This window comes from Serratia proteamaculans (genome assembly GCF_004684015.1).
Lineage (GTDB): Bacteria > Pseudomonadota > Gammaproteobacteria > Enterobacterales > Enterobacteriaceae > Serratia > Serratia proteamaculans_F.
In genome coordinates this window covers 21,646-47,082 of the sequence record NZ_SRIA01000007.1, presented here as the reverse complement: position 1 = coordinate 47,082, position 25,437 = coordinate 21,646, and the positions used below count along the sequence as shown (strand labels likewise).

Sequence of the window (25,437 nt, the reverse complement as noted above, 5' to 3'; positions counted from 1 at the left end):
CTGGCGCTGGGATCACAGATTGCATCCGCACTATCGGCAGTGTCATTGAATCGACACCTTGCCGTCATGTAACCATCACAACACTCGCCAAATATAGAACTCAATTTGATGACAGCCACCTTCACACCATGGGTATGACTAATGAAATTATTACAAAAATCTGCGCTGGCACTGTGTTTGTTCACTGCTGCCGCCCTGCCTGCGTTCAGTGTTTATGCCACCGAAGAAGCACAACCCTTCACAACGGCACAGCAGGTTGATCTGACCCAGATCCTGCCACCGCCGCCGGCTAATGACTCCGAACAAACCAAACGGGAACTGCAGGAAGTGGTGGATATGCAGCAGAAACGGACGCCGGAAATGGCCACACAGGCCAAGGCGGATGCTGAAGAGAATGTTTGGGTGTACAGCAACGTGATGGGGTCGAAATTCAATGCCCAGACCCTGCCGGTCCTGAGCGCGTTCTTTGAGCGGATTGTCGCTACCGAAGCCGCCGTGGTTGATCCCGCTAAAGATTTCTGGAAACGCCCACGGCCACACATGCTGGACAGCCGTATTGAACCGATAGTAAAACGTTCTACCTCTGGTTCCTGGCCTTCCGGTCATACCACTCTGGGTACGTTGATGGGGATTACGCTGGCTAATATGGTGCCGGAAAAACGCGCCGAGATCATGGCGCGTGCCTGGCAATACGGCGATAACCGCGTGGTGGCCGGTATTCACTACCCGTCGGATATTGAGATGGGCCGAATCTCCGGCAGCGTGATCAGTCAGCAGATCTCGCACCAGCAAGATTTCCAGCAGCAATACCAGCAAGCGCGTGAAGAACTGCGTCACGCGCTGGACTTGCCTGCCGCAAAATAACGCTTAGGGCTGAGTATCCAATAAATAGCGGACCACGGCGGCGTACTCTTTGGCGTAGCCGTCAACGCTTTGGCTCGCCATACCGGCATTGTCGATCTTGTACTTGCCGGAAACATAAAACGATGGCGTTGCACGCACGTCCAGCGCCTTCACCGCTTCATTCTGTTTGGCAATCATGCCCTTCACCAGCAGGCTGTGGCGCGCGTTTTCATAGGTGGCGGCATCAACCCCGGCAGCCGCAAACACCCGCTGAATATCCTGTTCACTGTTGATGGCGCGCTTCTTTTGCAGCTCGTCGAACAGCATACCTTCGATTTTGTCTTCGATACCCATGACCATCGCCACCGACCAGGCTTCGGTCAACTCGTTACCCAGCTTGCCCATCAGGCCAACGTGATATTTGGTCAGTTTAGTGCCCTCCGGCAAGGCCTGGCTGACGGTGCTGCCCACATGGTAAGTCTCGGCAAACTGATAGCAAGGGCCGCAATAAAAGGAGAAAAACTCCACCACCGCAGGGGCGGAAGCGACCGGCTTATCCAGGCGGGTATATTGTTCACCCGCACGATAATCCGCCGCCACGGCGACAGTCGGCAGCAACAACACCAGTAACGCACCGGCCAGCAGCCGATTCACTTTAGCCAACATAACTACTCCAATTCAGATGAGAACATTGTCCGTAACGTCGGTGTTTATAATCAAATTACTGGCTTAAGGCCAGGCTTTATTACCTGTTATCTATAAGGGATTGACCCATATCAAAAGCCGCGAGCGGGCGATCGGTGGAGTTCTCCAGCTCAGGCACTATGCTTAATAGAGGAGATTAAATAAGTGCGCCGTGGCGCCAAAGTACCTACGCCGAGGTAAAACATGACACCGATTAACAAAAACGTAGGTGAATATGACTTCACCGCGGATAAAAAAGCAGGGGTGATCACCGGCACCATCAGCGGTGAATTCCCGGACAGCGATGCCAACCTTCCTCTGCTGCCATTCTCCGGTACCTTCACCGCCCCTTCCGTGGCGGAGGCCATTAAAGAGATTAAACGCAAGTTTCCGCACATAGAGCCGGCCATTATCGATCTATTACGAGACGAAATGCTCAGGGCGGGATATTAAACCGCCCATCTCAAAGACTCCCCCGATTAGATTATTCTTACTTACAGAATCTTTGCAATTTGCCTACTGTTTCCATATTGCCAATACCGGTAGCGGAAGCTGATACTGGCCCTCTCAATTTAGCGGATAAAGGTTATATTATGCGTCGTATTCTGATGTTCATCAGTGCGCTGACTATTAGCGCAATGCTTTCCGGTTGTATATTCCCGCCTCCTGGTGGCGGCGGTGGTGGTGGCCGCGGCGGGCACGGCTATCACTTTAACGGCCCACGTTAATTGTCAGCCCCGGCTCAGGGGCTGACCAAAAATATAACGTTAGAAACTCAGGATATAATAATGAAAAAGCTGATATTAATTATTACCGCCGTAATGGCATTAAATTGCACGGCAGTTCTCGCTGCGCCGCAGGGCAATGAACATAATGAGAAACCGGTTATTCATCAAAATAATAAAAAGCCGCACCACAATACACTGCCGCCCAAACCGCATCACAATAAGAAGCCTCTCCGGCAGCCACATAAGCCAACGCCGGAAAATCGAGCGCCAGAGGCTCGTCCCCACTGATAATGTCTGTTCTTGGGCCAGCGATGACGTCAGGGTAAAACTCGCCCCACCGGCAGGCGGTGGGTGCGGGAGGATGCTATCGCTTACAGGCTCTTTGCCCGCAAGGTATCACCACTGCGAATAAAATTACCGGCCCCCAGATGGTGGATGGTGTGCAATTGCGGATCGGCGTCGGCAAAATTCCAGCGACCACCGTGGAACACCCTCTCATCTGCGGCGGCGGCGAGCACTTCGCCAAAGCAGGTGTCGTATTTCTGCTGCGCGCCGCTCTCCGGCAACAGGCGGCACTCCAGCCAGGCCACGCAACCCTGTTCTATCAGGGGAACATTTAGCGTGGCACTGGAGATAGCGGCAATATTGAAGCGAGCAAATTTGTCCGCCACCTCCTCTCCCGAGATACTGCCCACGGCATAAGTGGTATCAATAAACATCGCTGCTGGAATGCAGATGCCAAACACCCCGCTTTCCTCGATCATCTGCCGTGAATATGCCCCCTTGTCGACCACGATGGCAATACGCGGCGGCGTAAACTCAACCGGCATCGACCAGGCGGCCGCCATCACATTGCGGCGTGTCCCATCCTGACTTCTGCTGGTGATCAACACCGTCGGGCCATGGTTAAGCAAACGGCTGGCATGTTCCAGTGCAACGGGGCGAAAATGATTCATGGAAAGTCCTTCATTGGCGTTTCTGGCGGTTAGAACCTCGGCGGGAATGGCGATTGCCTTCCATCGCGCAGTGTAGTTCTGCGTTGCAGCGGGGATCAATCGCGTTGTCGATAAAGAAGCACAGAATGTGTATGCCGATCGCACTGAAGTCCGGGGCAGGCGGGAATATGCTGCGTCAGCCTTCACCGACGCAGCAGGGTAAAGCTAGTTTTTTGGCAGTTGAATACGCACCACGCTTTCCGGTTTTCCGGCCTTGGTGCTGGCGCCGTCATTTTTCACCGTCACGAACAGCACATTGTTACTGGTATCCAGGGCCAGGCTGTTGGGATGCGGCGGCACATCCAGCGTTTGCAGGCGTTTAAGCGTCTTGGCATCAAACACCGTCAGCGTACCAGTGCCGTGATCGACGCGGATCCCTTTGCGATTGGCGACGTATACTCGCTGGTTCTGGTCGTCCAGCAGCAGGCCGATTGGCACTTCATCGGTCAGTTCGCTGGCCAATACCTTGCCGCTGTCCGCATCCAGCGCGAAGACCCGGTGACCGCTGCTGCGTTTCTTGTAGGTACGCTCCAGATGAGTGTCGCGGTAGTTATCGCGATCGATCCCCTGATCCACCCCTAACAAACGGTTGTTCTTACCGTCATACACCAGATTCAGCAACTGATCCGCCTGGATCTCTTTGGTGGATATGATCGCCAGCGTGTCGGCATTCAAGGTGATCAACTGCCCCTGCATGTTGGAGACAAATACCCGCCGTCCTTTTTCGTCGATGGTGATCCCTACCGCGTTGTAACCAAAACCGGGGATCATTTTCTCCAGTTTTTTGGTTTTTGTATCCACTACAAACAGCACGCTATCCACCCCGAACCCCAGCCCCGGCAGGAACAGGCGACCGCTCTGCGCGTCATACTTCACTTCGCGGATGCGATATTGATAATCCTCAGTGATCTTGAAGCGTTTAAGTTCTTCGAGCAGAAACTCCAGCCGTTTACCGCTGATACCGGCGTCTTTGTAGGTTTTTTCCAGCATCGTTTTTTCGGTCACCGGGATGCTGGCCAGCGCGCGGTTGGTGGCAGTATCCACCACGCCGACCGAGCCGTTAAACCCCTGGGTCAGATAGAGCCGATGCCCGGCATCATCCAGCGCCACACCAAAGCCTTTCACCTGCAGCGGGATCTCCGCCTGCACCGCCAGCGTGGCCGGATCCAAACGCAGTACGCGGGATTTCGCTTCTTCCTTCCAGTCCGGTGCACTGACAAACAGCGCCTGCTGGCTTGGGCTGAAGGCCATTTCCACCACCGCCGACGATAAAGGCTGACGCTTGATATCTTCTGGCTTAATCCCGGCATCACGTGCCTGTGCCGCACCGGCCACCACCAACGAGGTAGCAATCAACAATGACAGTAAAGCGCGAGGTGTTGCTATGGTTCCAGACATCCGTTTATCTCCATGAAAGTCATAAAGTCAGTAAGGGTGAACAACGTCATTGCTGCGCCACTGGTGGCAGAGCAGCCAGCGGCATGTCCCCGCCAGTCAACTGGGCAAAATGTGAAAACACCTGCTGAATGCTGCCGGCGATCAGCTCCGCCTGTTGCGCGGTGTAGTGATCGGTGCGGTAGGTCATCATCACGCGCAGGGACTTCACGCCCTCTAGGTTTTCTTCCATCACTTCAAACTGCAAACCGAGCAGCGATGCAGTTTTCTCCGGTTCCACCTGACGGTAGGCCACCGTGCTGCCGTCCTGCAGAGTGAATGCCCCATTCAACTTGATGCGGCTGTGGATCTGAATGAACACTTCGAACATGTGATTCTTGCGATCGGCATCAACGCCAAACAGCCCTTCTTCCACCAGATCGATGGGGATATCGGTGTAGGGCATAGAGCCATTGATGGTGTTTTTAACCTGATCGATCAGGCCCGCCACCGTCAGCTGTTCGGCGAAACGCACCCGGTGCACCACCACGGTGGTGAAGTAGCCAATGGTATCGAAGAACTCGGCGTCATTACGGCCAGAGGTGGAAGTGCCCACCAGCAGATCCGCCGGGCCACCGAGCAGACGTAGGGCCGAGGTAATACCGGCGTAGACCACGTTGAACAGTGAGGCATTGTTCTTTCTGGCCTGCGCGTACAGCCCATCGGCCACCGCCGGGTCGACGTCGAACTCCAGCCAGCCGCCGTTGACGTCGGCCTCTGCCGGTACCGCAGGATGGTGCGAAGGTTGCTCCTGGAACAACGGCTGACCGACCGGCGCGTCGCGCAGGTTATCCAGCCAGTACTCCAGGTGTTGCTGTACTACGCCGCCCACCTGCTGCTGCCGGGCAAAGGTATAAAACTGCGGTACGTCGCTTTTCCACTGCGGCGCTTGCCCCGCTACCCGCTGGCTATAGGCCACGCCCAACTCGTCCATCATCAGGTTCAGCGACCACTCGTCGAGCACCACATGGTGGAACAGCAGCGAAAGCAACTGCTGACCGGTGGCCGCATCCCGCAGGAAGGTAGCGCGCAGCGGCAGCTCGGCGGTCAGATCAAAGCGGTGATCCCCCGCCCTGGCCAACAACTCACTGGCATTACCGACCGGTGTTTCATCGGAGAAATAAAACCAGCCGTAATCCAGCAAGTCAGCGGCTGGCACCACCTGTTGATATACCTCGCCGTCGCGCTCGATAAACAGCGAACGCAATACGCTGTGGCGGGTCATCACGTCGATAAATGCCTGACGCAGCGCCGTTTCATCCACCGGATCGAGGAAGCAGATGGCGAATGGCAGATTGAAGATCTCATCGTGGCCGAACGCCTCGTAGACCTTCCACAAGGAATGCTGCGCCAGCGACAGGGGAGCCAGAACGGCTTCATCCTGCGGTTGTGCGGCAAGTTGCTGTGCGTTCGGTTCCGCCACCGCCTGACGCTTGGCGTAAGCCGACAGCCCGCGGGCGGTGGCGTGACTGAACAAATCGTTAATGTTGAGCTCGATGCGGTGCAGGCTGAGCAAACGGCCGATAACCCGGGTAGCCACCAGCGAGTGCCCGCCGCGATCGAAGAAATCTTCATCGACGGTCATCTCCGGTGCGACCAGCGCGTCGCGGAATTCCGCCAGGATCAGTTGGGCGATCGCGTCATTTTCTTGCGCATTATCCACTGGCAAGGCGTGCTCAACCGCAGCTAACGGTTGCGCAGCCACTGGTAGCTGCGCCGCCGTGATCGCTCCTCCGGCAAGGAAAGCGACAAACTGTTCCAGCAGGAAAGGCGCGACATGCGGCGTCAAACGGGGATCCGTAACCAGTTCCAGCACCACCGAGTCCGGATCCGGCAGGCTCAGGGCCAGTACCAATTCAAACGGCGTATGCAGCGGCGGTAGCAACAGTCGTTCAGCGCTGACACCTTCAAGTTGCAGCGCCACCGACGGGTCTGCCAGCCAGGTCACCAACAGTTGGGCCAGTTGGGGATTAGCCAGTTCCGCCGTTTGCTGTGTCAGCAGGCGACCTTCCGCCTCCGGATCCACAGGCCCCAGGGTCAGACGTTTTAGCTGCGCAGTGCTCATCCAGGCGTTCAGGCCGCTCGCCTGCTGCGCATCGCCCTGCGGCACACTCAGTTGCACTGGTTGCCCGCCGGACTGAGCGCTGATAAAGCGCCCAAAACGCACGGCAATCGCCGCCAGCAGCGTCGCCGGGTTGTCTGTAGTCGGCAAGATTTTGCGCGCTACGCGGGTCGCTATACGCACCCCGGCCTGAGCCAGCAGCTCATTCTGAGGGACGGATGTCTGATAATCCCGCAGCGCCGTCGCCTGACGCGGCCACGGCAGCACCAACTCGCTGGCTTCCGGCAGGGTCGCCACCGGGGAAATGATGGCAAAACTCGGCGTCGGCTCAATGCCGTTATACAGCGCCGACAGCGTGGTCAATAATTGCCGACAGGACAGCGTGGGGGCCAAAATATCGTGCGCCACTACACCTAATATCGCACCGCTGCCGGTAAACAGCAGGAAACGTATCGGTGCTTCTCGCGCCAGTTCGAAAGGAGCGGCCTGCGCCTGCAGCAAACGGCTAACCGCCTGTTGCTGGCCGATAACCGCCTGAATGCTCACCGGGTTTAGCGTCGCGCTCCCCCGCAGCTTGCGTAAACCCTGTTCATCATCAAAGTCATAACGAACGTCCAGCTCCGGCATCAGCCGCGTCAGGGCTTCCAGCGCGCTGACCAAACGGCCGATATCCGGCTCGCCACCCAGGCGCCAGGCCATTGCCTGCTGACAGCTGCCATCGCCCCGCTGCTGGTGCATAAACCACGCCAGCTCTTCCGCTTCGCTCAATGGCTGGCTGGCGTCCTGCGCCCGAGCCCCCAGAGTCTCGAACGCCAGATCCAGACGCTGGGCCTCGTCATCGCTGAGAATATTGTCAAAATAACCGCTCACTGCTGTCTCTCCTTGCGCCCGGCTATGCCGGAACATCGGGGAATGCTGATGATAAGAAGGGGCGTCGATCCGCCCTCAAACTGCTGACAAACTCGCGCAAGTGCTAAACCGTAGGGGTCGAACATGTTCGACCCGATTTAACCCATTGATGATGCTATTGGGCGCAGCATGCAGCGCCCCTACCATTAAACAGCCGAGTACTTTGTCAACAACCTCAGGCGTCGATACGCCCCTTGTGCAGACGGGTTGCTAACGCATCAGAATGTCAGTTCAACTGCAGCACCCACCATGCGCGGACGCTGTTGGGTCGCGGTATACACGTCGTTGCCACTGACCATCACGCGGCGCTCAGAGTCGAACAGGTTCTGTGCATACAGGGTGGCGCGCCCATAGGCGAAGGTGTACGCCAGTTGGGTATTCGCCGACCAATAAGAACCGATACGCCCGCGTGAGTCGTTGTCGTACTGCGAGTAGTAGGAATCCGAGAACGCCACGTTGCCGCTCAGTTCCAGCCCGGCCATCAACTGATACTTGGCTCCCATATTGGCGGTATAAGCCGGTGCACGCGCCAGCTCATGCCCTTCTACACCGCTGCCCGAGAATTTCTTGATCTTGGTCTTCAACAAGCCCACGTTGCTGAACAACTCGAAGTCCCAGCGCGGTTGCCAGGTTGCACCCATTTCCGCACCATAGGTTTCTACCTTGTCGGCATTGCGGATCACACTGGAGTTCTCGCCCAGGGAGTAAGGCAGTTGCATGTCCTTGTAGTCGTTATAGAAGACGTTGCTGGTCAGAATGACGTTGGCGTCTTTCAGGTGGTGGCGGGTGTAGAGTTCATAGTTCCAGACATACTCGGAACCGTAGGTATAACTGACCACCGGCACACCAATAGTGATACCGCCACCGCCGGCGTTATAACCGCGTGCCACCTTGGCGCCGTAGGTCTGGGTATCCGTCGGTTTCCAGGCCAGATCCAGCTTCGGCAGGAACACCGTATAGGTTTCGTCGAAGTCGATACGTACGGCCTGGCTGCCGCCATTACGCTGGCGGTGCTCTCGCTCCAGGCGGCTGGCCGCGGTCAGGTCTACCTGTGGCGTGATGGCATAGGTCAGTTCGGCGAACGCCGAATGGGTATCGGTTTTATCCTTGAAGCTGGATCCGCCGAAAATATTAACGAACTCATCCTGCTTGGCGTGGAAATAACGCAGCCCCGCCAGCCCGTGCAGGCGGCTGTCCGGCCCGCCAAAGCGCGCCACCGGCTCGACGTGCACCTCTTTACCGCCGATTTCGGCATATTGAATGTTGTAGGCGGTAGGACGGTTGATATTAAAGTCGGTGTAAATCACCCGATTTTCCAGCGTCAGGCTGTCGGACTGCTCCCAGGCCAGATCCCAGACGCCGCTGTTCGAGTTGCTTTTAAACACCGCACGGCGTGGATCATGACGTGGGTTGGTAGGGTGAACCAATGGGTTGAGGCTCTCGTTTTGCGGTGAGGTGCTGCCAAAATGGTTAAAGGTCAGCTTGGTGGTCAATTCACGCATCCCCGCCGGGTTGAACAGCAACTTGGCCCGGGCGGTGGTAGCTTCTATCTCGCGTGGGTCGCCCACCGGCTCATAGGCAGGCAAGTCAACGTCACTGCGGCGACGCTGGCGGTCAACGCTGACGCGGAACGCCAGTTGATCTTCCACCAGCGGGCCGGAAGCCATGGCAGACAACTGTGATGAATGCTGGTTACCCGCCCCGCCCTTGAAGGCACTTTCCCAGTCAAAGGTCGGATCCTTACTGGTCATCACGATGGCGCCGGCAATCGCGTTACGCCCCTGGATATAACTCTGTGGGCCGAGGAACACCTCGACACGATCCAAATCCCACAGCGACTGCGGGCCGAACGCCTGCTCGTTGTAGGTTAATGAGCGACCATCCAGTGACAGGTTGAGGCGCGGACGGGTACCGCTGAGGAAGGCATTGGCACCGGTATTCGGGCCGGAGCCATCGATGCCGCGCACGGTCGGCAGATTGTTGCCAATGCCCAAATCCACCACGTTGGGGGTCATGCGCAGCAAATCGGGGACCTGCAACGCATTGGGCATAGAGGCAATGCGTTCACTGTCGAACACTTGCACGCTGGAGCCGGTATCAAAAATGCTGCGTTTGATTTTTTCGCCGGTGACCAACAGGCTTTCCGAGTCCTGCCAGTTATCGTTACGTTTGCTGTCTGCGGTTTCCTGAACCTTCTCGTCCACGACGGCGGCGTTAACGCTGCCCACGGACAGAGAACAAAGACCCAGAAAGAGTGAGGAAAATGCCCCAATGGCCTGTAAGCCTGCTTTTTCCCTGTTTCCTACGATTTTATGCCTTTGAGCCGCTAAATGCTTGCTCATAGATGTATTCTCCTTTCATCCCAGATGCACAAAAATTTAATTGTTTTCACATAGGTAACGACGCTGCTTTTCACACTGACAATGGCATTGCGGCCTTCCTGACCTTGCTGTTGCATATCCTTGCCGCAGACAAACGCCCCACCCCCGATGCGCAGCGGGTAGAGACTGTTTTTTGTCTGGAAACGTAAAGAATTGTTAATAATGATAATATTTTACATATTTTAATGCAAATCATTATCACTTGAGTGAATGAATACCAGGGAAATCAATCAGAAAGGAAAGAGACAAAGCAAAAGCCTCACATCGCTAAAAAATTAATAATTTCATTTAAAATGAATATAAAACATAATCATATCAGAGTTAATAATTTATCCCCCTGAGCAGAATCCCGCATTACCCATACGATTCACCTGAGTTATCATAATAAATATTAATAGTAATAATTTTCATTCCCATTAACATTGCAATATATTCTTACAGTCTCTCAATACTGATGGAAACCCGATGAAAGCCTTGACCACGATGCAGGCCGCCTACTGGGTGGGCCGGCAATCCTCAGCGCCGCTGGGGGGAGTCTCCGCCCACCTGTATGCGGAATTTAACTGCTGCGACCTGGATGTCGAACGATTGAGACAGGCCGTTGCCACTCTTTACCTGCATCACCCGATGTTGCGCCTGCAGGTCACCGCCGATGGCCAGCAGACCATCGCTCCCTGCGGCCCACAACATGGCCTGCATCTGGACGATTTTAGTCACGCAGACACTGCCACTGTCACCCACCGGCTTGCCGAAAAACGGCTGGCAAAAAGCAGCCAAAAGCTGCCGCTGGAACAGGGTATTCCCTGTGATATCAGCCTCAGCCTGCTGCCGGGTAGCCACAGCAGGTTGCATGTCGATTTGGATATGATTGCCGGTGATGCCATGGGCTTCCGCGTGCTGATGGAGGATTTGGCGCGCTTTTATCATCAGTGTCCTGCCGCCCCCAACGACAACAGCGTGGCCTACTTTGACTATCTGGAACGGCAGCAGGCCGACAGCGCGCTACAGGCACGCCGCACCCGTGCGCAGGCCTGGTGGCGTGAGCGCCTGCCCCAGTTACCGCCCGCACCGCACTTGCTGCGTACCCCGGATCTCTGCCGTAGCGATCGGCTGGCGCTGCAACTGAGCACCAAAGAAACCCAGGCACTGGAACAGGTCGCCAAAGCGCACCGCATCACGCTTTCATCGTTGTTTTTAGCGCTGTTCGCCGTCACCGTCGGCCACGGCTGGAAGCTGTCGCGCTTTCGGTTGAACGTGCCGCTGTTCCATCGAGCCGAAGAAAACGCAGGCAACCTGATTGGCGACTTCTCCAATTTGGTGCTGCTTGGCGTGGAGCTGGATCCGGCAGAAAGCCTGCCTGTCTTCTGCCGCCGCCTGATGGCCCAACTGGCGGAATTGATCGCCCATGCCGACTATCCGGGCGTCAGCGTGATGCGTGACCTGTCGCGCCTGCAGGGCAGCATGCAGCCCTCGCCGGTGGTATTTACCGCCGGTTTCGGCATCCGCGGCAAAGCGCTGTTCTCAGACAATGTCACCCGCACCTTTGGTCCGCTGGAATGGGTGATTTCCCAGGGGCCGCAGGTGGCACTGGATGCCCAGGTGGCGCACGCCAACGGCGGCATTCTGATCAACTGGGACGTGCGTCTGGATGCCTTCCCGGATGGGCTGCTGCCGCAGTTGTTTGCCACCTATGGCGCCTTGCTGAAACAGGCCGCCACCCAACCGGGCAGCTTCAATCTGCCGCTGGCGCAGTGGCTGACACAGTGCTCCGCACCGGCATTGGCCCGCCAAATGCCAGTGCGCCAATTGCTGCATCGTTTGCTGGCACGCGTGGTGCCGGACGCCAGACTGAGCGATGACGACGACATCAACGCCCTGCCATTGCCGCAGGACGGGCTGCCGGCCTTACTGGCGGTGGTGAATAAATATCTTTCGGTGGCGCTGACCCCGGCGGACGTAGCGGCCAACCCGACCCCGGCAGCACTCGCCGCGCTGATTTGCCAGCGAGCGCCCAACGCCGCCGAGGGGGCGCAACTGCTGCTAAAGGTGCTGGCACCCAAAGCCTGATATCGGTTCCGGGCGCGTAGCCTCACGCGCTCCGCATTCTTTTTCGTTGGTTAGCGACAATAGGGAAATACCATGGAGACACCATTAACCACGCTACAGCAGGCTTATCTGCTCGGCCGCAGCGAACAATGGCCGCTCGGCGGCGTGGCAATGCACGACTTTCGCGAATACCACGGCCTGCGGCTGGATTTGGCCCGGCTGGAAGCCCGGCTGAGAGAACTGGTACAACATTACGCGGCGCTTCGCACCTGCATCGATCCCCAGCGCTTTACTCAGCATGTTCGACCGGAGGCCACGCTGAACCTGGATCGGCAGGATCTGCGGACGCTCGATCATCAGGCCGCACAACAACGGCTGGCCGACCTGCGCGAGCTGTATTCTCACCAACGCCACGATCCCACGCAGCCACTGTGGCGCATTGTCGCCATTCAATTACCCGAGATGCAGGACGCTGCGGGCAACCCCTACGACAGCGTGATTTTCACCAGCTTCGACGCGCTAATTCTCGACGGCCAGGGTATTTCCAGCGTGATCGCCCGGCTGTTTGACGACGCCCCGTTGACGCCTATCGCGCCACCCAGCCCAGCGGCGGCCGCCAGCGCGCAACAACGTCAGGCCGACACCGCCTACTGGCAGGCCAAACTGCAGGACATCACCACCCCTTCGGCGTTGCCGTGGCGCACACCGCTGGCCACGATTAAATCTTCGCGCTACCGTCGCGCCAACCTGACCCTGCCGCGCGAAGTGCTGAAACAGTTCTCTCGCCTGGGTTCCGCCCATGCCCTGCTGCGCAACAGCAGCCTTTCGGCGTTGATCCTCGATACGCTGGCGCAATGGACCACCGACGGCGAGCTTTGCGTTGGCGTACCCGTGGCCTTTCCGGCGGCGGATGGCTCACTCAGTAACGCCTCCACCTTCGTGGCGGTGCGTTATTCACGTCTGGGCGGCAACTTTGTCAGCCGCGCGCAGGCGCTGCAAGACGACGTGCTCGGCGCACTCGACCATCTGACGTTTTCCGGCGTTGATCTGGCGCGGCAGCTGCAAAGCCACAGCCAGGGAGCTCCTGCGCTGCCGGTGATCCTCACCAACTGCCTGGGGTGGGAGACGCTGCCGCCCCAGGCACCGGTGCATTATTTTGACGGCGTAACCCAGACGCCGCAGGTGGCGATCGATATTCGGCTGACGCTGGATGCCGACAAAAATCTGCTGCTGTGCGTCGACTACGCCGAGCAAGCGCTGGACGGCGAGCAGGTGCAGGCGATGCTGGACGCACTGCAACGCCGGGTGATGCTGATGTGCCAACAGGGCGAACTGGAGATTGCGCCGTCGCAATTTATCGATTACCGCCACTATCGGCATAACCACAATGAAACGACCTTCAGCGCCTATCCTTATCTTGCTCAGTTAGCTGAACGGTTGTTTAACGATCCGCAGCCGCGACCGGCGCTGATCTGCGATCAACAAAGCCTGACTTACCCACAGCTTGGCCAACAGGTCGTCACCGTGATGGCCAATCTGCAACAGCGCGGTCTGGGGCATGGCAGCGTACTGGCGCTGTATCTGGCGCGCAGCCCGGAACATGTCACCATCTCCCTGGCCTGTGCGCTGCTGGGGATTATCTGGGTGCCGCTCGACATTAACTCGCCGCCGGAACGCACCGCTTATCTGCTGACCAACTGTCGGCCCGATCTGGTGGTACAGCATGGTGAACTGGCGACACCGAACGGGGTAACACCGGCCGAGCTGCTCACCCCGGCAACAAGCCACGCAGCATTGCCGGACCGCCAGACGCTGACCGAGCGCAGCGCCAGCACCGAAGCCAGCTATTACCTGTACACCTCCGGCACCACCGGCAAGCCAAAGTGTGTGGTGCTCAACAACCGCGCCACCGCTAACGTCATCGGCCAGACCCTGCAGCGCTGGGCGGTCACCGCCGACGATGTGATGATCTCGGTCACCCCGCCGCATCATGATATGTCGATGTTTGATCTGTTCGGCTCGCTCAGCGCCGGTGCCACCTTGGTGCTACCGGCTGCGCATCAGGAAAAAGACGCCATCAGCTGGAACCAGTTGGTGGAGCGCCATCGCGTCAGCCTGTGGTGTTCGGTACCGGCCATTCTGGAGATGCTGCTCACTTGTAAAACCGACCACAGCCTGCGTTCGCTGCGGCTGGTGGCTCAGGGTGGCGACTACATCAAGCCGGCCACGGTGCAGCAGTTGCGCGGCTTGCGCCCGGATATCCGCCTGTTTTCGCTCGGCGGGCCAACCGAAACCACCATCTGGAGCATCTGGCACCCGATAGCGGAGCAGGACACCGGAACCGTGCCCTATGGCCAGCCACTGCCGGCCAACCAGTATTTTATTTGCCATGACGACGGCAGCCACTGCCCGGCCGGAGTGGTCGGCCGCATCCACACGGCGGGGGTGAATCTGGCACTGGGTTATCTGGAAGACGGCGATTTAAAACAGCATGATTTCGTCACGTTGGAGGGGCCAGACGGCCAACCGCTGCGCGCCTTCCGCACCGGTGACCAGGGTTACTATCGGGCTGACGGCAACATCCTGTTCGCCAGCCGGGTGAACGGCTACGTGAAAATCCGTGGCGTGCGCGTCTCGCTGCCGGAGATTGAAGACGTGCTGCGTGGACACGAAGCGATCCTCGACATCGTGGTAGTGGATTACCCCGGCGGAGATAATGGCGAAGCCACGCTCGGGGCAATGTACCTCACCCACGACGGCAAACCGCTGTCGCTGGCGGCGATCCGCGCATTCTCAACCGGCTACCTGCCTTGTACCCATATCCCGACGCGTTTTATCCATGCCGAAGCCCTGCCGCTTTCGGGCAATGGCAAGACAGACCGCCACCGCATCCGCGCCGCCTTCAGCACCGAACGGGCAGCGCCGGGGTTAAACGCCTGCGCAGCACCGTTGCCAGGCGCAGCACCGGCCAATAGCGGCAAGATTTTAGCTATCTATTGGCAGGCGATCGGCGCAACGCCGCGCCCGGAATGGGGGGAGGAAACCGCCTTTATCAGCATGGGACTGAAACTGCCGCACATCCGGCAGGTGGCCGCGCAGCTCAACGACGCTTTCGGCACCCGTCTGCCGCCCACGCTGCTGATCCCCTGTAAAAATGCCCGGGAGGTCGCAGCACTGCTGGCGCGTTAACAGGGTTTAAACGTAGGGGCGCTGTATGCTGCGCCCGCTCACATCCCCCAAGGATAAATCGGGTCGAACATGTTCGACCCCTACCGGTTCGCAATCAGGCTGGCACCGCCACCAGTTCACCAACCGCCGTTTCCAACGCCTCTTCCCGCAGCGCACGCAGTAAAAACTCCTGGAGAGCATTGCCGTAGTCGGCAACCCCGGCCGTGGGGAACTGCTGCACGTAAATATCAATATCCAGATACAGATCGCCGGCATCGGTGCGACCACGGAAGGTCAGGTTGGCGCCATCGCCAGATCCCCCGGCCAGTACCCGACGAGTGCTGCTGCAACCACTGAAACCGGCCGGTTCAAACGGCTGAACGTTGATAAACGGAGAGATAAACAAACGCGAAGCCGGCGTCACGCCGCGATCGGCAGCAATCTGTCGCAAGCGATAACCGGCGTGGCTGCGCAGCTCGCGCAGCTTCTGCGCCATATCAGACAGAAAACGCCCCAGCGTCTCCTCCCCGCGCAGTGAGACCAAAAACGGCAGCGTATTGACCGCCAACGCCGGGGTATTGGTCGCCTGGCTGCTACGACGATTCATCACCGGCATCCAGAGGGTGCGTGTATCGCCTTTATCATGCGGCAACGGCGGTAAAGTAAAGAACAACCAGGCGGCAGACAGCGCCAACAGCAGATCGGGCCAGCCAATACCGCTGCGCTCCGATAACCAACGCAACCGCTGTGAGATCTCTTCCGGCAGAGCCGTGCTGGTGCTCAGGCATTTCACACCGTACTCCCGGCCGCCTTTGCGCACCGTCGGCAAGGTCTGCGACGGTGGCAGATAGTTCTGCCAAAAAAGCCGATCCTTTGCGCAGCGTTCAGAAGCAGCATAAGCCAGTTCATGATGCTGGAAAGCGCTGAAGGTACCCAGAGCCTGCCCCGCCGCGCCGTTGCCAAGAAAGTGCGCGTATAGCGTGGCGCAGCGGTGTTCGACCAGCGCCATACCGAAGCCATCGATCACAATATGCTGGGCGCGCAGATACCAGACGTAGCGCGACGGCGCCAGTTTGATCAGCCACACGGCCGCCATCGGCTCGCTGCATAAATCTATCGGTCGCTCGACATCCACCTGCATCAGCCGCATCGCCGCCTGATAAGGATCGGGCTGCGCCTGCAGATCAACACGCTGCAAGGGCGGCACCGATTGGGGATCGTAACGCTGCAGCGGTGGGCTGTCGCCAATACCGGCGCTAAAGCGCAAAGCAAACGCCTGCGTTTCCGCCATGGTGAGTGTAATTGCCCGAGCCAGCGCCACCTCGTCCACCGCGCCACGCAATTCGGTGACGTGGGCGACGGTGGAAAAAGGTTGCCCAGGGTGCAAGGTAAATTCGTCCCAGAAGTCTAACTGCGCCGCTGTCAGCGGCAGCCATTCAGTCGCCAAAACAGTTCCCGACATGTTACCTACCTTTGATAAGCCATAAACAAATGTTGAAACAACACAAGCCAAAACCCCGCCGCCGCAGATTACGGCTGATAGCGACCAAAACGGGGTAAATGCAGACACGGCTGGGCGACACCTTTGCAAACGGCCCGGCGTGTTCCTTCTTATGGTGGTTGGCGTGCCTGACCTCCCTGGTTCAGGTAAAACGAGACGGCGTGGGCCACTTAAAACGGCAGCCGCAGCGCGCTGAAGATGTTTCTATTCAGTTACAAATGAAAATGATAATAACACTTATTATCATTTTCATGAATATAGAACAACCTGCTCATATCGCAAACTTGCTTGACCAACCGGAGCATGGCGAAACAGAAATATCGGGAGAGAACTCTCACCCCCCAGTTCCCATATCTGCTATCAATCACTTATATTTAAATTGAGGGCTGCCTGAATGCCAATGCAGCGGCAGTGTCCTCAATCAACCTGAGGGAGCCATCCATTTTATGCGTTTAAAACCAAGCACTGTGGGTCTGTTATTGGCGGGAACCGGCCTGTTGACGGCGGGCAATGCCCTGGCCGCCAGCGATACCCTGGTCTACTGCACCGTGGCCTCGCCGGAGTCTTTCAACCCGCAGCTATCGAGCTCCGGAACCACCTTTATCGCCACCTCGCAGGTGTTGTACAACCGCCTGCTGACGCTGCGTGAAAGCGATAAAACCCCCGCTCCCTCACTGGCGACCGAGTGGACCATCAGCCCGGACGGCAAGACCTACACCTTTACGCTGCGCAAGGGCGTGAAATTCAACAGCAACAAGTTCTTCACCCCAACGCGCGACTTCAACGCCGAGGACGTGGTGTTCACCGTGATGCGTCAAAAAGATGCCAATAATCCGTATCACAAGGTGTCCGGCGGCAACTACGAGTACTTTACCGACACCGGGCTGGACAAGCTGATCACCAAAGTGGAAGCGGTGGATAACGACCACGTGCGCTTTACGCTGAGCCAGCCTAATGCCGCCTTCCTGGCGGACTGGACCATGGACTTCGCTTCGATCCTTTCTGCTGAATATGCCGACGCCATGCTGAAAAAAGGCACGCCGGAGAACGTCGACAACTGGCCGATCGGCACCGGTCCGTTCGCGCTGCAACAGTACAAACAGGATTCACTGATCCGCTACATCGCCAACCCGCATTACTGGCAGGGCGAGGTCGCCAGCAAGCACCTGATCTTCTCCATCACGCCGAACCCGCAAACCCGGCTGGCGAAGCTGAAAACCAACGAGTGCCAGATTATCCCTGCCCCGCTGGCGGAACAGTTTGACGCCATCAAGAGCGACAAAAACCTGCAGCTGCACAGTATCGACGGCCTGAACGTCGGCTATCTGGCGTTCAACACCCAGAAGAAACCGTTTGATAATGTGCTGGTGCGCCAGGCGCTGAGCTATGCGGTGGACAAAAAGGCCATCATTGCGGCGGTCTTCAAGGAAAGCGGCAACACAGCCAATTCAATACTGCCGCCGGGCATGCTGGGCTACAACGACAAGCTGCCGGAATACGCTTATAACCCGGACAAAGCGCGTGAACTGCTCAAGCAGGCCGGGCTGGAAAAAGGCTTTGAAACCGACATTTGGTCAATGCCGGTGGCGCGCCCTTACAACCCTAACTCACGGCGCATCGCCGAGATGATCCAGAGCGACTGGGCCAAAGTGGGTGTGAAGGCCAAAATCGTCACCTGGGAATGGGGCCAGTATCTGGCCGGGCTGCGCAAAGGGGAACAGCAAAGCGCGCTGTACGGCTGGATGTCGGATAACGGCGACCCGGACAACTTCGCCACCCTGCTCAACTGCGCCGGCGTACAGACCGGGGCCAACGTGGCCCGCTGGTGCGACAGCAGCTATGACAAGCTGATCCATCAGGCCATTTTGGTCAGCGCTCCGGCCGAGCGCGCCAAGCTTTACCAGCAGGCGCAGGTGATTTTTGCCAAACAGGTGCCACTGCTGCCATTGGCTAACGGCAAGGTGTTCTACGCCACCCGCAGCAACGTCAGCGGCTATGTGGTTGACGTTAACGGCAGTGACTTTGCCAAAGCCAAGGCCGACTGAGTCGCAGCCCGCGCCGGATGATATTCTCATCCGGCGCTTTCCTCATCTGTAACATTTGGTTACTCTCATCAGCACTGTGATTTAACATTCAAAGGCAACCCGGTGCAGAACTCTTATATGCCGATGCAGATCCGTCTGCACTGGCTGGTGGCGATCCTGCTGGTCATCACCTGCACCACCATTGAGCTGAGAGGCTTTAGCGTACCTGGCACCCCGCTGTGGTATGTACTGGTGGTGACCCACTTCAGCTGTGGGGTGACAGTATTTGTATTGATGATCGCCCGCCTGTTGCTGCGTTGGCGCCACACCAGCCCTGCCATCGAGCCAAAGCCGGCAAAGTGGCAAACCGGCGCGGCGCATCTGGTGCACAGCCTGATTTATCTGTTGCTGCTGACGCTACCGGTGCTGGGCGTTTATTCCCGCTATCTGGGCGGTAAAGAGTGGTTTCTGTTTGGCCTGCCGATGCCCTTTGCCGACGTCGCCGACCGGCCGCAGGCAAGGATGATTATCGGCTGGCACAAGACGCTGGCAGCCTTCGGCTATTGGCTGATTGGGCTGCATGCGGCGGCGGCGCTGTTCCATCATTACCTCGTTAAGGACAATGCGCTGGTGCGTATGCTGCCGTGGCTGAAAAAGCGTTAACGGTCAGCCAAACTCACTACCCTCTTATACACCGCCCCTGTCGCTCACTTTTCTTACACTCTCCTGGAAAATTACAAGTGGGAAAACGCCATGATTTCAGTGTATTTATCAGAGTATCAATTAGTTATAAAAACACTTTGGGATGCTCGCATTGAAAAAGGCATCACTCAGGCCAAGCTGGCCGAAGTACTGGGCCGCCCTCAGTCGTTTATCGCCAATGCGACGACGAACTTGGACGAGCGAGAGCTATTTGGTAAAAGAGTTTGAGGACCAACGGAGCGGAAACGTACAGGAATTTCGGGGTGAAGGTTGCTAGAATGTTTGCGGGTGTTTAAAACTGCTTGTTTACCCCTCGTTTCTACACTCTAGCCGTCTGAGGAAACTGCGCTATGGCGATCACTGAAGAAAAATTGCTGGCTGCAGGTTTTACGCTAGCAGATGTGCAAAAGCTGAAGAACAACCTCGATAATTACGGTGGTTCGTTTGAACAGGTCATACAAGGTCTGTCGAACAGGTTTCGAGCAAATATCTGGATCACTGCGGCAGTGGTTGTCGTTTGCTTGACGGTTCTGTTCGGCGGTTCATTGGGTGACGCAGCTTCTGCCGCAGTCGCGGCTTTAATCGCCCTGGCCATTGTTTGGTTCACTGTTCCAATCCCATTAGCTTACAGGGCGTGGTCCAGCAGAAAACAATCTTTCAATTCTCAGGATGTTCCGTAGTTAACAAATCAAAGACTATTCTAGCTTTCAGTCCATAACCCACGATTTTCATAGTTAACGCGGGTTTACTCATTGAGCTAACCTTTCGGTAGAAATCAGATGGCAAATGATGGAATAGTCTCCATGTTCCAGGGCGTTTTATAAGCCCAATGATGCTGTATATATTGGCTGTCAGGGCTACCACTTTGAAAACCCCAAGCCCGTCTGCTCTTGAGAACCCCATAAATTCAGCCGCTGACATTGCGCCATTTGCCAGCACGCCTTCCGAGTTCTTTTTGTCTCTAAAATAGTGATCGAACTCTTTTGATATCGTGTTAAAGCCATCAGCGAAAAGTATCGCCCCCGCAAGCACGCCTATCGGCGTCGATGTTCCGACCAACACCGTCCCTGTAAAAATTTCCACACCTGCCAGAACCACATTTATCGAGCTGATCACATAGCCAACAATGCTGTTGTTCTCACGCACAAATTCAATTTTGGCATAGAGTTGCGCGGCCTTGGTGCGAATCAACCGGTCTTGTTCCAGCAAATTGTTGGTTTCAGTGCGTAATGTCTGCGTAGCCTGAGTATAAGCTTCGATGGTTTTCGACTTTCTTACCCACGTAAGTTGCAGCGTCACCAGATCGCGTATTTCTTCCACGAACTTGATGCGTGTTAACCCGTCTTTCAGGTGGGAGGATGCGACAGTATTAGCGATATTGACCAGCTTCCTGGCTTCGCGGTCGAGGGCCATTTCCGACCATGCGATAGTTTTCTGCCCTGGCGGGACGGCGAGATACATGAGTTTCCTTGTCGATGGGGGATTTTTGAAGTGTCACTGACAACGGGTCTCGCTTCAAGGGCATTTTTACTTTCTATGTTCTGAAAGGGAGCTACATCACCCACTTTGAGTATTATCTGAGGGAGGTATTACTCTGGTTATTGCTGTGCGCTAAAGAGGATCGGATCTAACAGCCAAGGTCTGTGCCAGCGTAATCCTGCCCCTGTCATGTCTGCCACAGTGAACCTTCCGTGTATCTCGAACGATGTGTTGCTAACAGAACAGCAGAGTGAATCTGCCACAGGTTTACCTAGCAGGTTTGGGCTGGACCACCCACAGAGCTTCGGCGGCTATGAGCGAGGAGCGGAAGTTCACTTTTATTTGTCAAATTAGTTAGGGCATCACTAACATCTGGTTTTTTAATCAAAAGGAAATAGCCAGTTGGTGGAGCAGAATTTTTGACATATTGCTAAAATCTCTATTGACCGATTTTAAATCAGCATTAATATAGTTTTGATCTTTTACATCACTGCGTTGCCTCCAACCATTGCATACTATGTTCTATATTTTTGCGTTACGTTAAGAAGGTATAACCAATGAAATGTGCGTTAATTTATGATTTTGATGGAACTCTAGCAGAAGGTGATTGTGCCCAACACGGACTTATGCCCGCTTTAGGAATTGATGATATTGCTTCTTTTTGGCAGTCCGTTAAACACCGGGCCAAGAATGATGATGGCGATGAAATATTGTCTTATCTTGGACTTCTTGCTGAGAAAGCAAGTGAGCTTGGTTCCCAAGAGTTAACTGAAGCCAACTTGAAAAAACATGGAAAATCAATCCCGTTATTCCCCGGTGTTGAAGGCTGGTTTGAGCGAATAAATGATTATGCTCAACAACACGGTTTGGAATTATATCATTACATAATTTCCAGTGGTTTAGATGCGATGATTAGAGGGACATCCATAGGCTGTAAATTCCGTGATATCTATGCATGTAAATATCATTATTCTCCTGATGGTAAATCCGTTACATGGCCAGCACAAGCAATCAATTACACTACAAAGACTCAATTTTTATTTAGAATAAATAAAGGCATTCCTAACTCATGGGATAATGCAGCTATCAATAAATTCATTGAACCTGAAGATCGCGAGATCCCTTTCCAAAAAATGATATACTTTGGAGATGGAGACACAGACATTCCAGCAATGAAAATGGTTCGATATCAAGGTGGAGTTTCTTTGGCTGTATTTGACAATAAAAAATGGAATAATAAGACTACGCAAGAAAAAGTCGAGAAGTTAATAGCTGAAGAGAGGGCTAATTATGTTGTTCCTGCTTTGTATAACGAGGGGAGTCAATTGGATGTTACAGTAAAAGGACTGTTACAATTATTTAAGAGAAAGGGATAGCCAGTCAATGATGTCCGTTCCTGGCACAATGCTGCCTGTTGCAAGGAGCGCATGTCAGCTATGAGCGAAAAGCGGAAGTTGTACTTCTTTTGGAGTTGCCTAAGCAGCACAGTTGAAGAAATGTTGAATCCGAACCGTGCTGCTATAGGTGTGTGTGATTTCAACACAAATTAATCATAACATTTTAAATGGCTAATTAATTACAGGCCGTTCTGTTATAAACGGTTTTTTAGATTCGGTTTTACTTGCTCCCAAAAATCAAGATAGAACTTACCTCTTTGATAATAAGGTATTTCATTGCTGTTTTTCGGTATTTTTTGCCTTCCACGTGCGTAAATTTGATCTTCTATTTCTTGTAAATTTTTATCTCTATAGTTAAATATCTCATTCAAAAAAACACTCAGCTCACCTTTATATTCTTGATATCGATTCTCAAGTTGCAAATCAATTGCTGTTGTGTCATTAACTCTTGCAGATTGCTCGTTGATGTCTAGATTTAAATTAGTGATTTCAGAGTTCCCCATAAGTGTTGCCATTACGATATCTTCCTTACTAAAATTAAACTTGTAATGAGAATCAAATGAATCAGCATAAGGGTTAATATGTGTAGTTATGTCAAATTCTTTTGTGGAGCGAATTCGGCTATTACATATACCACAGCACGGTATGAGGTTATAAAAAGACAAGGATAGAAAAGGATACTTACTTTTTAGATAAAAATGGTCTAAGTCGAAAAGAATTTTATTATTTCCGTCTCTATAGTTATTATTTATGGTTGGTTTTATATCTGATATAACTTTCAGATCATAAATTCCGCAATAAAAGCAATGCATTCTTTTAATGTGAGTGTTTTTATAAAACTCAACACATTTAGAACTACTTCTAAATGTGTCATAGAAAAATACTCGTCTTAATAAAAGTTCTCCAAGTTTAGTCGGCTGCCAAACTCCATTTACACATTGAGAAATATCGTCAGCGTCTAAAATATTAAAAGCCTCACGAATTCTAATAGGGAAATACTGCGGCTCTGAGGTTATTAATTCTTTTAATTTCTTGTAATTATTGAATTCTAATCTTTGAAGGTATTTTATGTGGCGTTTTTGTGTTTGTTTGGAACCTGATGCGGAAGTATTTAAGTGCTGCCCGCCTTTATATTCGGTCAATAGCTTGGAAAGTCTGCCACATAAAGATTTTTTAAATAACTCATCATTATTTGTTCGCGGATTTAATACATCCCAAAACTCTGATACTTTACCATTCAAATATACCTTGGGGTTAGCAGATGAAATACTATTTATAAACTTAATCATTCTCAACCCCCTCGTTTATTCTTGGGGTGATTTCATTTTCATAAAGCATAGCCTTTAATTGGTTATGAAGAAACTTATCACCAATCATATTTATGAATTTATTGATCTCTTCTTTTTCTAAGTTACTATAGGATCGGTTGGAAATCTTTCGTATTATTTTTTTTATATGGTTAGTTGCAAACGTACCATATCTTTGGTTGTCAAGAAAAAATATGGTTGAGTATAAATCATAAATATTAGAGCCAAAAGTTCTGACATCCTTATTTTCAGAGAGCAGAACACTTTCCTCTTCCAAAATTATCACATTACTATGTGGCAAATCGGTCAACAAAAAAGGAGAATGTGATGTAAGCACTAACTGAATATTATAATTAGAAAAGTTAGGGAGCATTTTATTTAAATTATTTAAGAAGTCAATCTGCCATGAAGGATGTAGATATAAATCTCCTTCATCAATGCATATTAAAGTATCAGTTCTTACATTTTTCAATCTTTCTCTAAGTACAGTAAATAATGTTAAATAAGCTTTTGAACCTGAACTAACACCTTCCCAATCGGCCCGAAAATCCCCTCTTTTCCCGAAGAGATAATTTATATCTTTAATTACCTCTAAATTTTTCTCACTTACTTCTATCGTATAGCGAGTATAAGAACTGAAACCACTAACCGTATTATTAACAATTGGATTGATCGTATTTAGATTATTTTCAATTTTAGAAAAGTCACTAAACCCTGCCTGTAAATCAGAGTATTTTTCATGCTTTTTATTATCTATTTTATAACCATCTATAATTTCAGCAATGCAACCAGATACTTGCTCGCCAATTTTTTGCAGATATAAATCCGTTGATTCGTTGTCCATTGATTCGAAATTAATTTGTTCTAGATGTTTTTTTTCAAAATCATTTGATATATTGTTTATTAGTTTAACTAAAAACATATACTTTAAAGAGTAGATGAATTTATTTTTAGGGTTAACAATATCTTTAATCCTTTTTCTTACCAGGCTTGTGAAGTTTTGACCGTCTTCAAAATCCAGTTTCTCGGAAAAAACGTATAAGTCTATCCCAAGAGATGTAGGTATCGATATTTTAATTTCATTTTTTAGAATGGTTCGATGTTTTGTAATCAAATCGATTTGTGAAGATAATAAGTTAACCTTGTCTCCGCTTGAACTGTAATTACGATAGCCATAGTTGTTATTTGAAGTAGCATATGTAATCTCTCGACCAAAATTATATCTCCTGTTATCATGAATATTTGAGAAGAACATTCCCTTAATTCCTTTTATTTTATTTCTGTCTGACTCATATTCATACTCAAAGTTAGCTTCAATACCTTGTTCTAGATTGTGATAAATAGTGTATTTTTTCTCATCATCTTCTACAATAGCCAAAAAACTTGTGTTGTACTGACGCATGGTTCCTTCTAGGATAGTACATATCAACTCTAAGCAATTTGTTTTCCCAACACCATTTTTTCCAACAATGGCTGTGACATCTGTTATTTTAGTAGAGAATAAATTAGCAATATAATCTTCATTATCTATCATATTTATTGAACATGAGTCTTGATTGTATGAAAACCTCTTGTCGCTTGCTAAATTTATGGCGAAATCCATAAATCCTTTATATTTCTCAACCCATATATATGAAATTTTCATTCTAAAATCCTTGCCATCGTTGTTATTTAGAGCTGTGTTGGTGCTTATCCTAGCTTATTACATGGACAGCTAGAGTGCATTGACTTAATTTAGCATTTATTTCAAAAATGTAAACTTACATAAGAGGAAGAG

19 protein-coding genes and 1 pseudogene are annotated in these 25,437 nt (G+C 53.0%); 11 read left to right on the top strand and 9 right to left on the bottom strand.

The annotated features are described in order from the left end of the window. Positions 1-141 precede the first annotated feature (141 nt). Positions 142-864: an acid phosphatase gene (locus E5C26_RS04895; protein WP_135315307.1), complete on the top strand. Its 723-nt coding sequence runs from the start codon at positions 142-144 to the stop codon at positions 862-864. Between the two features lie 3 nt (positions 865-867). Here E5C26_RS04895 and E5C26_RS04890 read toward each other — a convergent pair whose 3' ends face one another. Continuing rightward, on the bottom strand, positions 868-1,509 hold the full coding sequence (locus tag E5C26_RS04890; protein ID WP_135315306.1) for a DsbA family protein: 642 nt from the start codon (positions 1,507-1,509) through the stop codon (positions 868-870). A gap of 222 nt (positions 1,510-1,731) precedes the next feature. Here E5C26_RS04890 and E5C26_RS04885 point away from each other — a divergent pair, with 222 nt between their 5' ends. From E5C26_RS04885 to E5C26_RS04880, 3 genes are all read left to right on the top strand, one after another. Continuing rightward, positions 1,732-1,980 carry a hypothetical protein gene (locus E5C26_RS04885; protein ID WP_135315305.1) on the top strand — a complete coding sequence of 83 codons (249 nt, stop codon included), beginning with the start codon at positions 1,732-1,734 and terminating at the stop codon, positions 1,978-1,980. Between the two features lie 140 nt (positions 1,981-2,120). Next, positions 2,121-2,255 (top strand): hypothetical protein, encoded by a 135-nt coding sequence (locus E5C26_RS24870; protein ID WP_260516238.1) that lies wholly within the window; start codon positions 2,121-2,123, stop codon positions 2,253-2,255. 60 nt (positions 2,256-2,315) lie between these two features. Beyond that, positions 2,316-2,543 (top strand): hypothetical protein, encoded by a 228-nt coding sequence (locus E5C26_RS04880; RefSeq protein ID WP_135315304.1) that lies wholly within the window; start codon positions 2,316-2,318, stop codon positions 2,541-2,543. Between the two features lie 83 nt (positions 2,544-2,626). Here the strand turns inward: E5C26_RS04880 and E5C26_RS04875 are convergent, their stop codons facing one another. From E5C26_RS04875 to E5C26_RS04860, 4 genes are all read right to left on the bottom strand, one after another. Then, positions 2,627-3,211, bottom strand: coding sequence for a flavin reductase family protein (locus E5C26_RS04875; protein ID WP_135315303.1), 585 nt, complete (start codon positions 3,209-3,211; stop codon positions 2,627-2,629). Positions 3,212-3,415: 204 nt separating this feature from the next. Beyond that, on the bottom strand, positions 3,416-4,648 hold the full coding sequence (locus E5C26_RS04870) for a YncE family protein (protein ID WP_135315302.1): 1,233 nt from the start codon (positions 4,646-4,648) through the stop codon (positions 3,416-3,418). Between the two features lie 46 nt (positions 4,649-4,694). Next, positions 4,695-7,616 carry a condensation domain-containing protein gene (locus E5C26_RS04865; protein ID WP_135315301.1) on the bottom strand — a complete coding sequence of 974 codons (2,922 nt, stop codon included), beginning with the start codon at positions 7,614-7,616 and terminating at the stop codon, positions 4,695-4,697. Between the two features lie 257 nt (positions 7,617-7,873). Beyond that, positions 7,874-9,997: a TonB-dependent receptor gene (locus tag E5C26_RS04860; protein ID WP_135315300.1), complete on the bottom strand. Its 2,124-nt coding sequence runs from the start codon at positions 9,995-9,997 to the stop codon at positions 7,874-7,876. Between the two features lie 504 nt (positions 9,998-10,501). Between E5C26_RS04860 and E5C26_RS04855 the strand changes: the two genes are divergently transcribed. Both E5C26_RS04855 and E5C26_RS04850 read left to right on the top strand, forming a co-directional pair. After that, on the top strand, positions 10,502-12,103 hold the full coding sequence (locus E5C26_RS04855) for a condensation domain-containing protein (RefSeq protein ID WP_135315299.1): 1,602 nt from the start codon (positions 10,502-10,504) through the stop codon (positions 12,101-12,103). A gap of 72 nt (positions 12,104-12,175) precedes the next feature. Then, positions 12,176-15,271 (top strand): amino acid adenylation domain-containing protein, encoded by a 3,096-nt coding sequence (locus E5C26_RS04850; protein WP_135315298.1) that lies wholly within the window; start codon positions 12,176-12,178, stop codon positions 15,269-15,271. A gap of 94 nt (positions 15,272-15,365) precedes the next feature. Here E5C26_RS04850 and E5C26_RS04845 read toward each other — a convergent pair whose 3' ends face one another. Beyond that, complete coding sequence (locus E5C26_RS04845) at positions 15,366-16,712, bottom strand: condensation domain-containing protein (RefSeq protein ID WP_135315297.1); 1,347 nt, start codon at positions 16,710-16,712, stop codon at positions 15,366-15,368. A 485-nt stretch (positions 16,713-17,197) separates the two neighbouring features. Between E5C26_RS04845 and E5C26_RS04835 the strand changes: the two genes are divergently transcribed. The 4 genes and pseudogenes from E5C26_RS04835 (at position 17,198) to E5C26_RS04820 (ending at position 20,157) form a co-directional block, all read left to right on the top strand. Next, on the top strand, positions 17,198-18,796 hold the full coding sequence (locus E5C26_RS04835; RefSeq protein WP_135315295.1) for an ABC transporter substrate-binding protein: 1,599 nt from the start codon (positions 17,198-17,200) through the stop codon (positions 18,794-18,796). 117 nt (positions 18,797-18,913) lie between these two features. Next, a complete protein-coding gene (cybB, locus tag E5C26_RS04830; RefSeq protein WP_135315480.1) occupies positions 18,914-19,438 on the top strand; it encodes a cytochrome b561 in 525 nt (174 codons plus the stop codon). Positions 19,439-19,528: 90 nt separating this feature from the next. Next, a pseudogene (locus E5C26_RS04825) lies at positions 19,529-19,687 on the top strand (helix-turn-helix domain-containing protein); the annotation flags it as partial. A 140-nt stretch (positions 19,688-19,827) separates the two neighbouring features. Next, the gene (locus E5C26_RS04820; protein WP_085115356.1) at positions 19,828-20,157 is read left to right on the top strand and encodes a hypothetical protein; all 330 of its coding nucleotides are present in this window, start codon (positions 19,828-19,830) and stop codon (positions 20,155-20,157) included. Here the strand turns inward: E5C26_RS04820 and E5C26_RS04815 are convergent. Next, entirely contained in the window at positions 20,135-20,938 is an 804-nt protein-coding gene (locus E5C26_RS04815; protein ID WP_135315294.1) for a DUF4225 domain-containing protein, read from the bottom strand. The two genes, E5C26_RS04820 and E5C26_RS04815, sit on opposite strands and share 23 nt — an antisense overlap. A gap of 575 nt (positions 20,939-21,513) precedes the next feature. On the opposite strand from E5C26_RS04815, the gene E5C26_RS04810 reads away from it, so the two are divergent. Further along, positions 21,514-22,332 carry a haloacid dehalogenase-like hydrolase gene (locus E5C26_RS04810; protein ID WP_135315293.1) on the top strand — a complete coding sequence of 273 codons (819 nt, stop codon included), beginning with the start codon at positions 21,514-21,516 and terminating at the stop codon, positions 22,330-22,332. A gap of 215 nt (positions 22,333-22,547) precedes the next feature. Here E5C26_RS04810 and E5C26_RS04805 read toward each other — a convergent pair whose 3' ends face one another. Together E5C26_RS04805 and E5C26_RS04800 are read right to left on the bottom strand one after the other, a co-directional pair. Further along, positions 22,548-23,642: a hypothetical protein gene (locus E5C26_RS04805; protein ID WP_135315292.1), complete on the bottom strand. Its 1,095-nt coding sequence runs from the start codon at positions 23,640-23,642 to the stop codon at positions 22,548-22,550. Beyond that, positions 23,635-25,305, bottom strand: a complete 1,671-nt coding sequence (locus E5C26_RS04800) for an AAA family ATPase (protein WP_135315291.1) — start codon at positions 25,303-25,305, stop codon at positions 23,635-23,637. The genes E5C26_RS04805 and E5C26_RS04800 overlap by 8 nt, the downstream gene beginning before the upstream one ends. Positions 25,306-25,437: the final 132 nt, after the last annotated feature.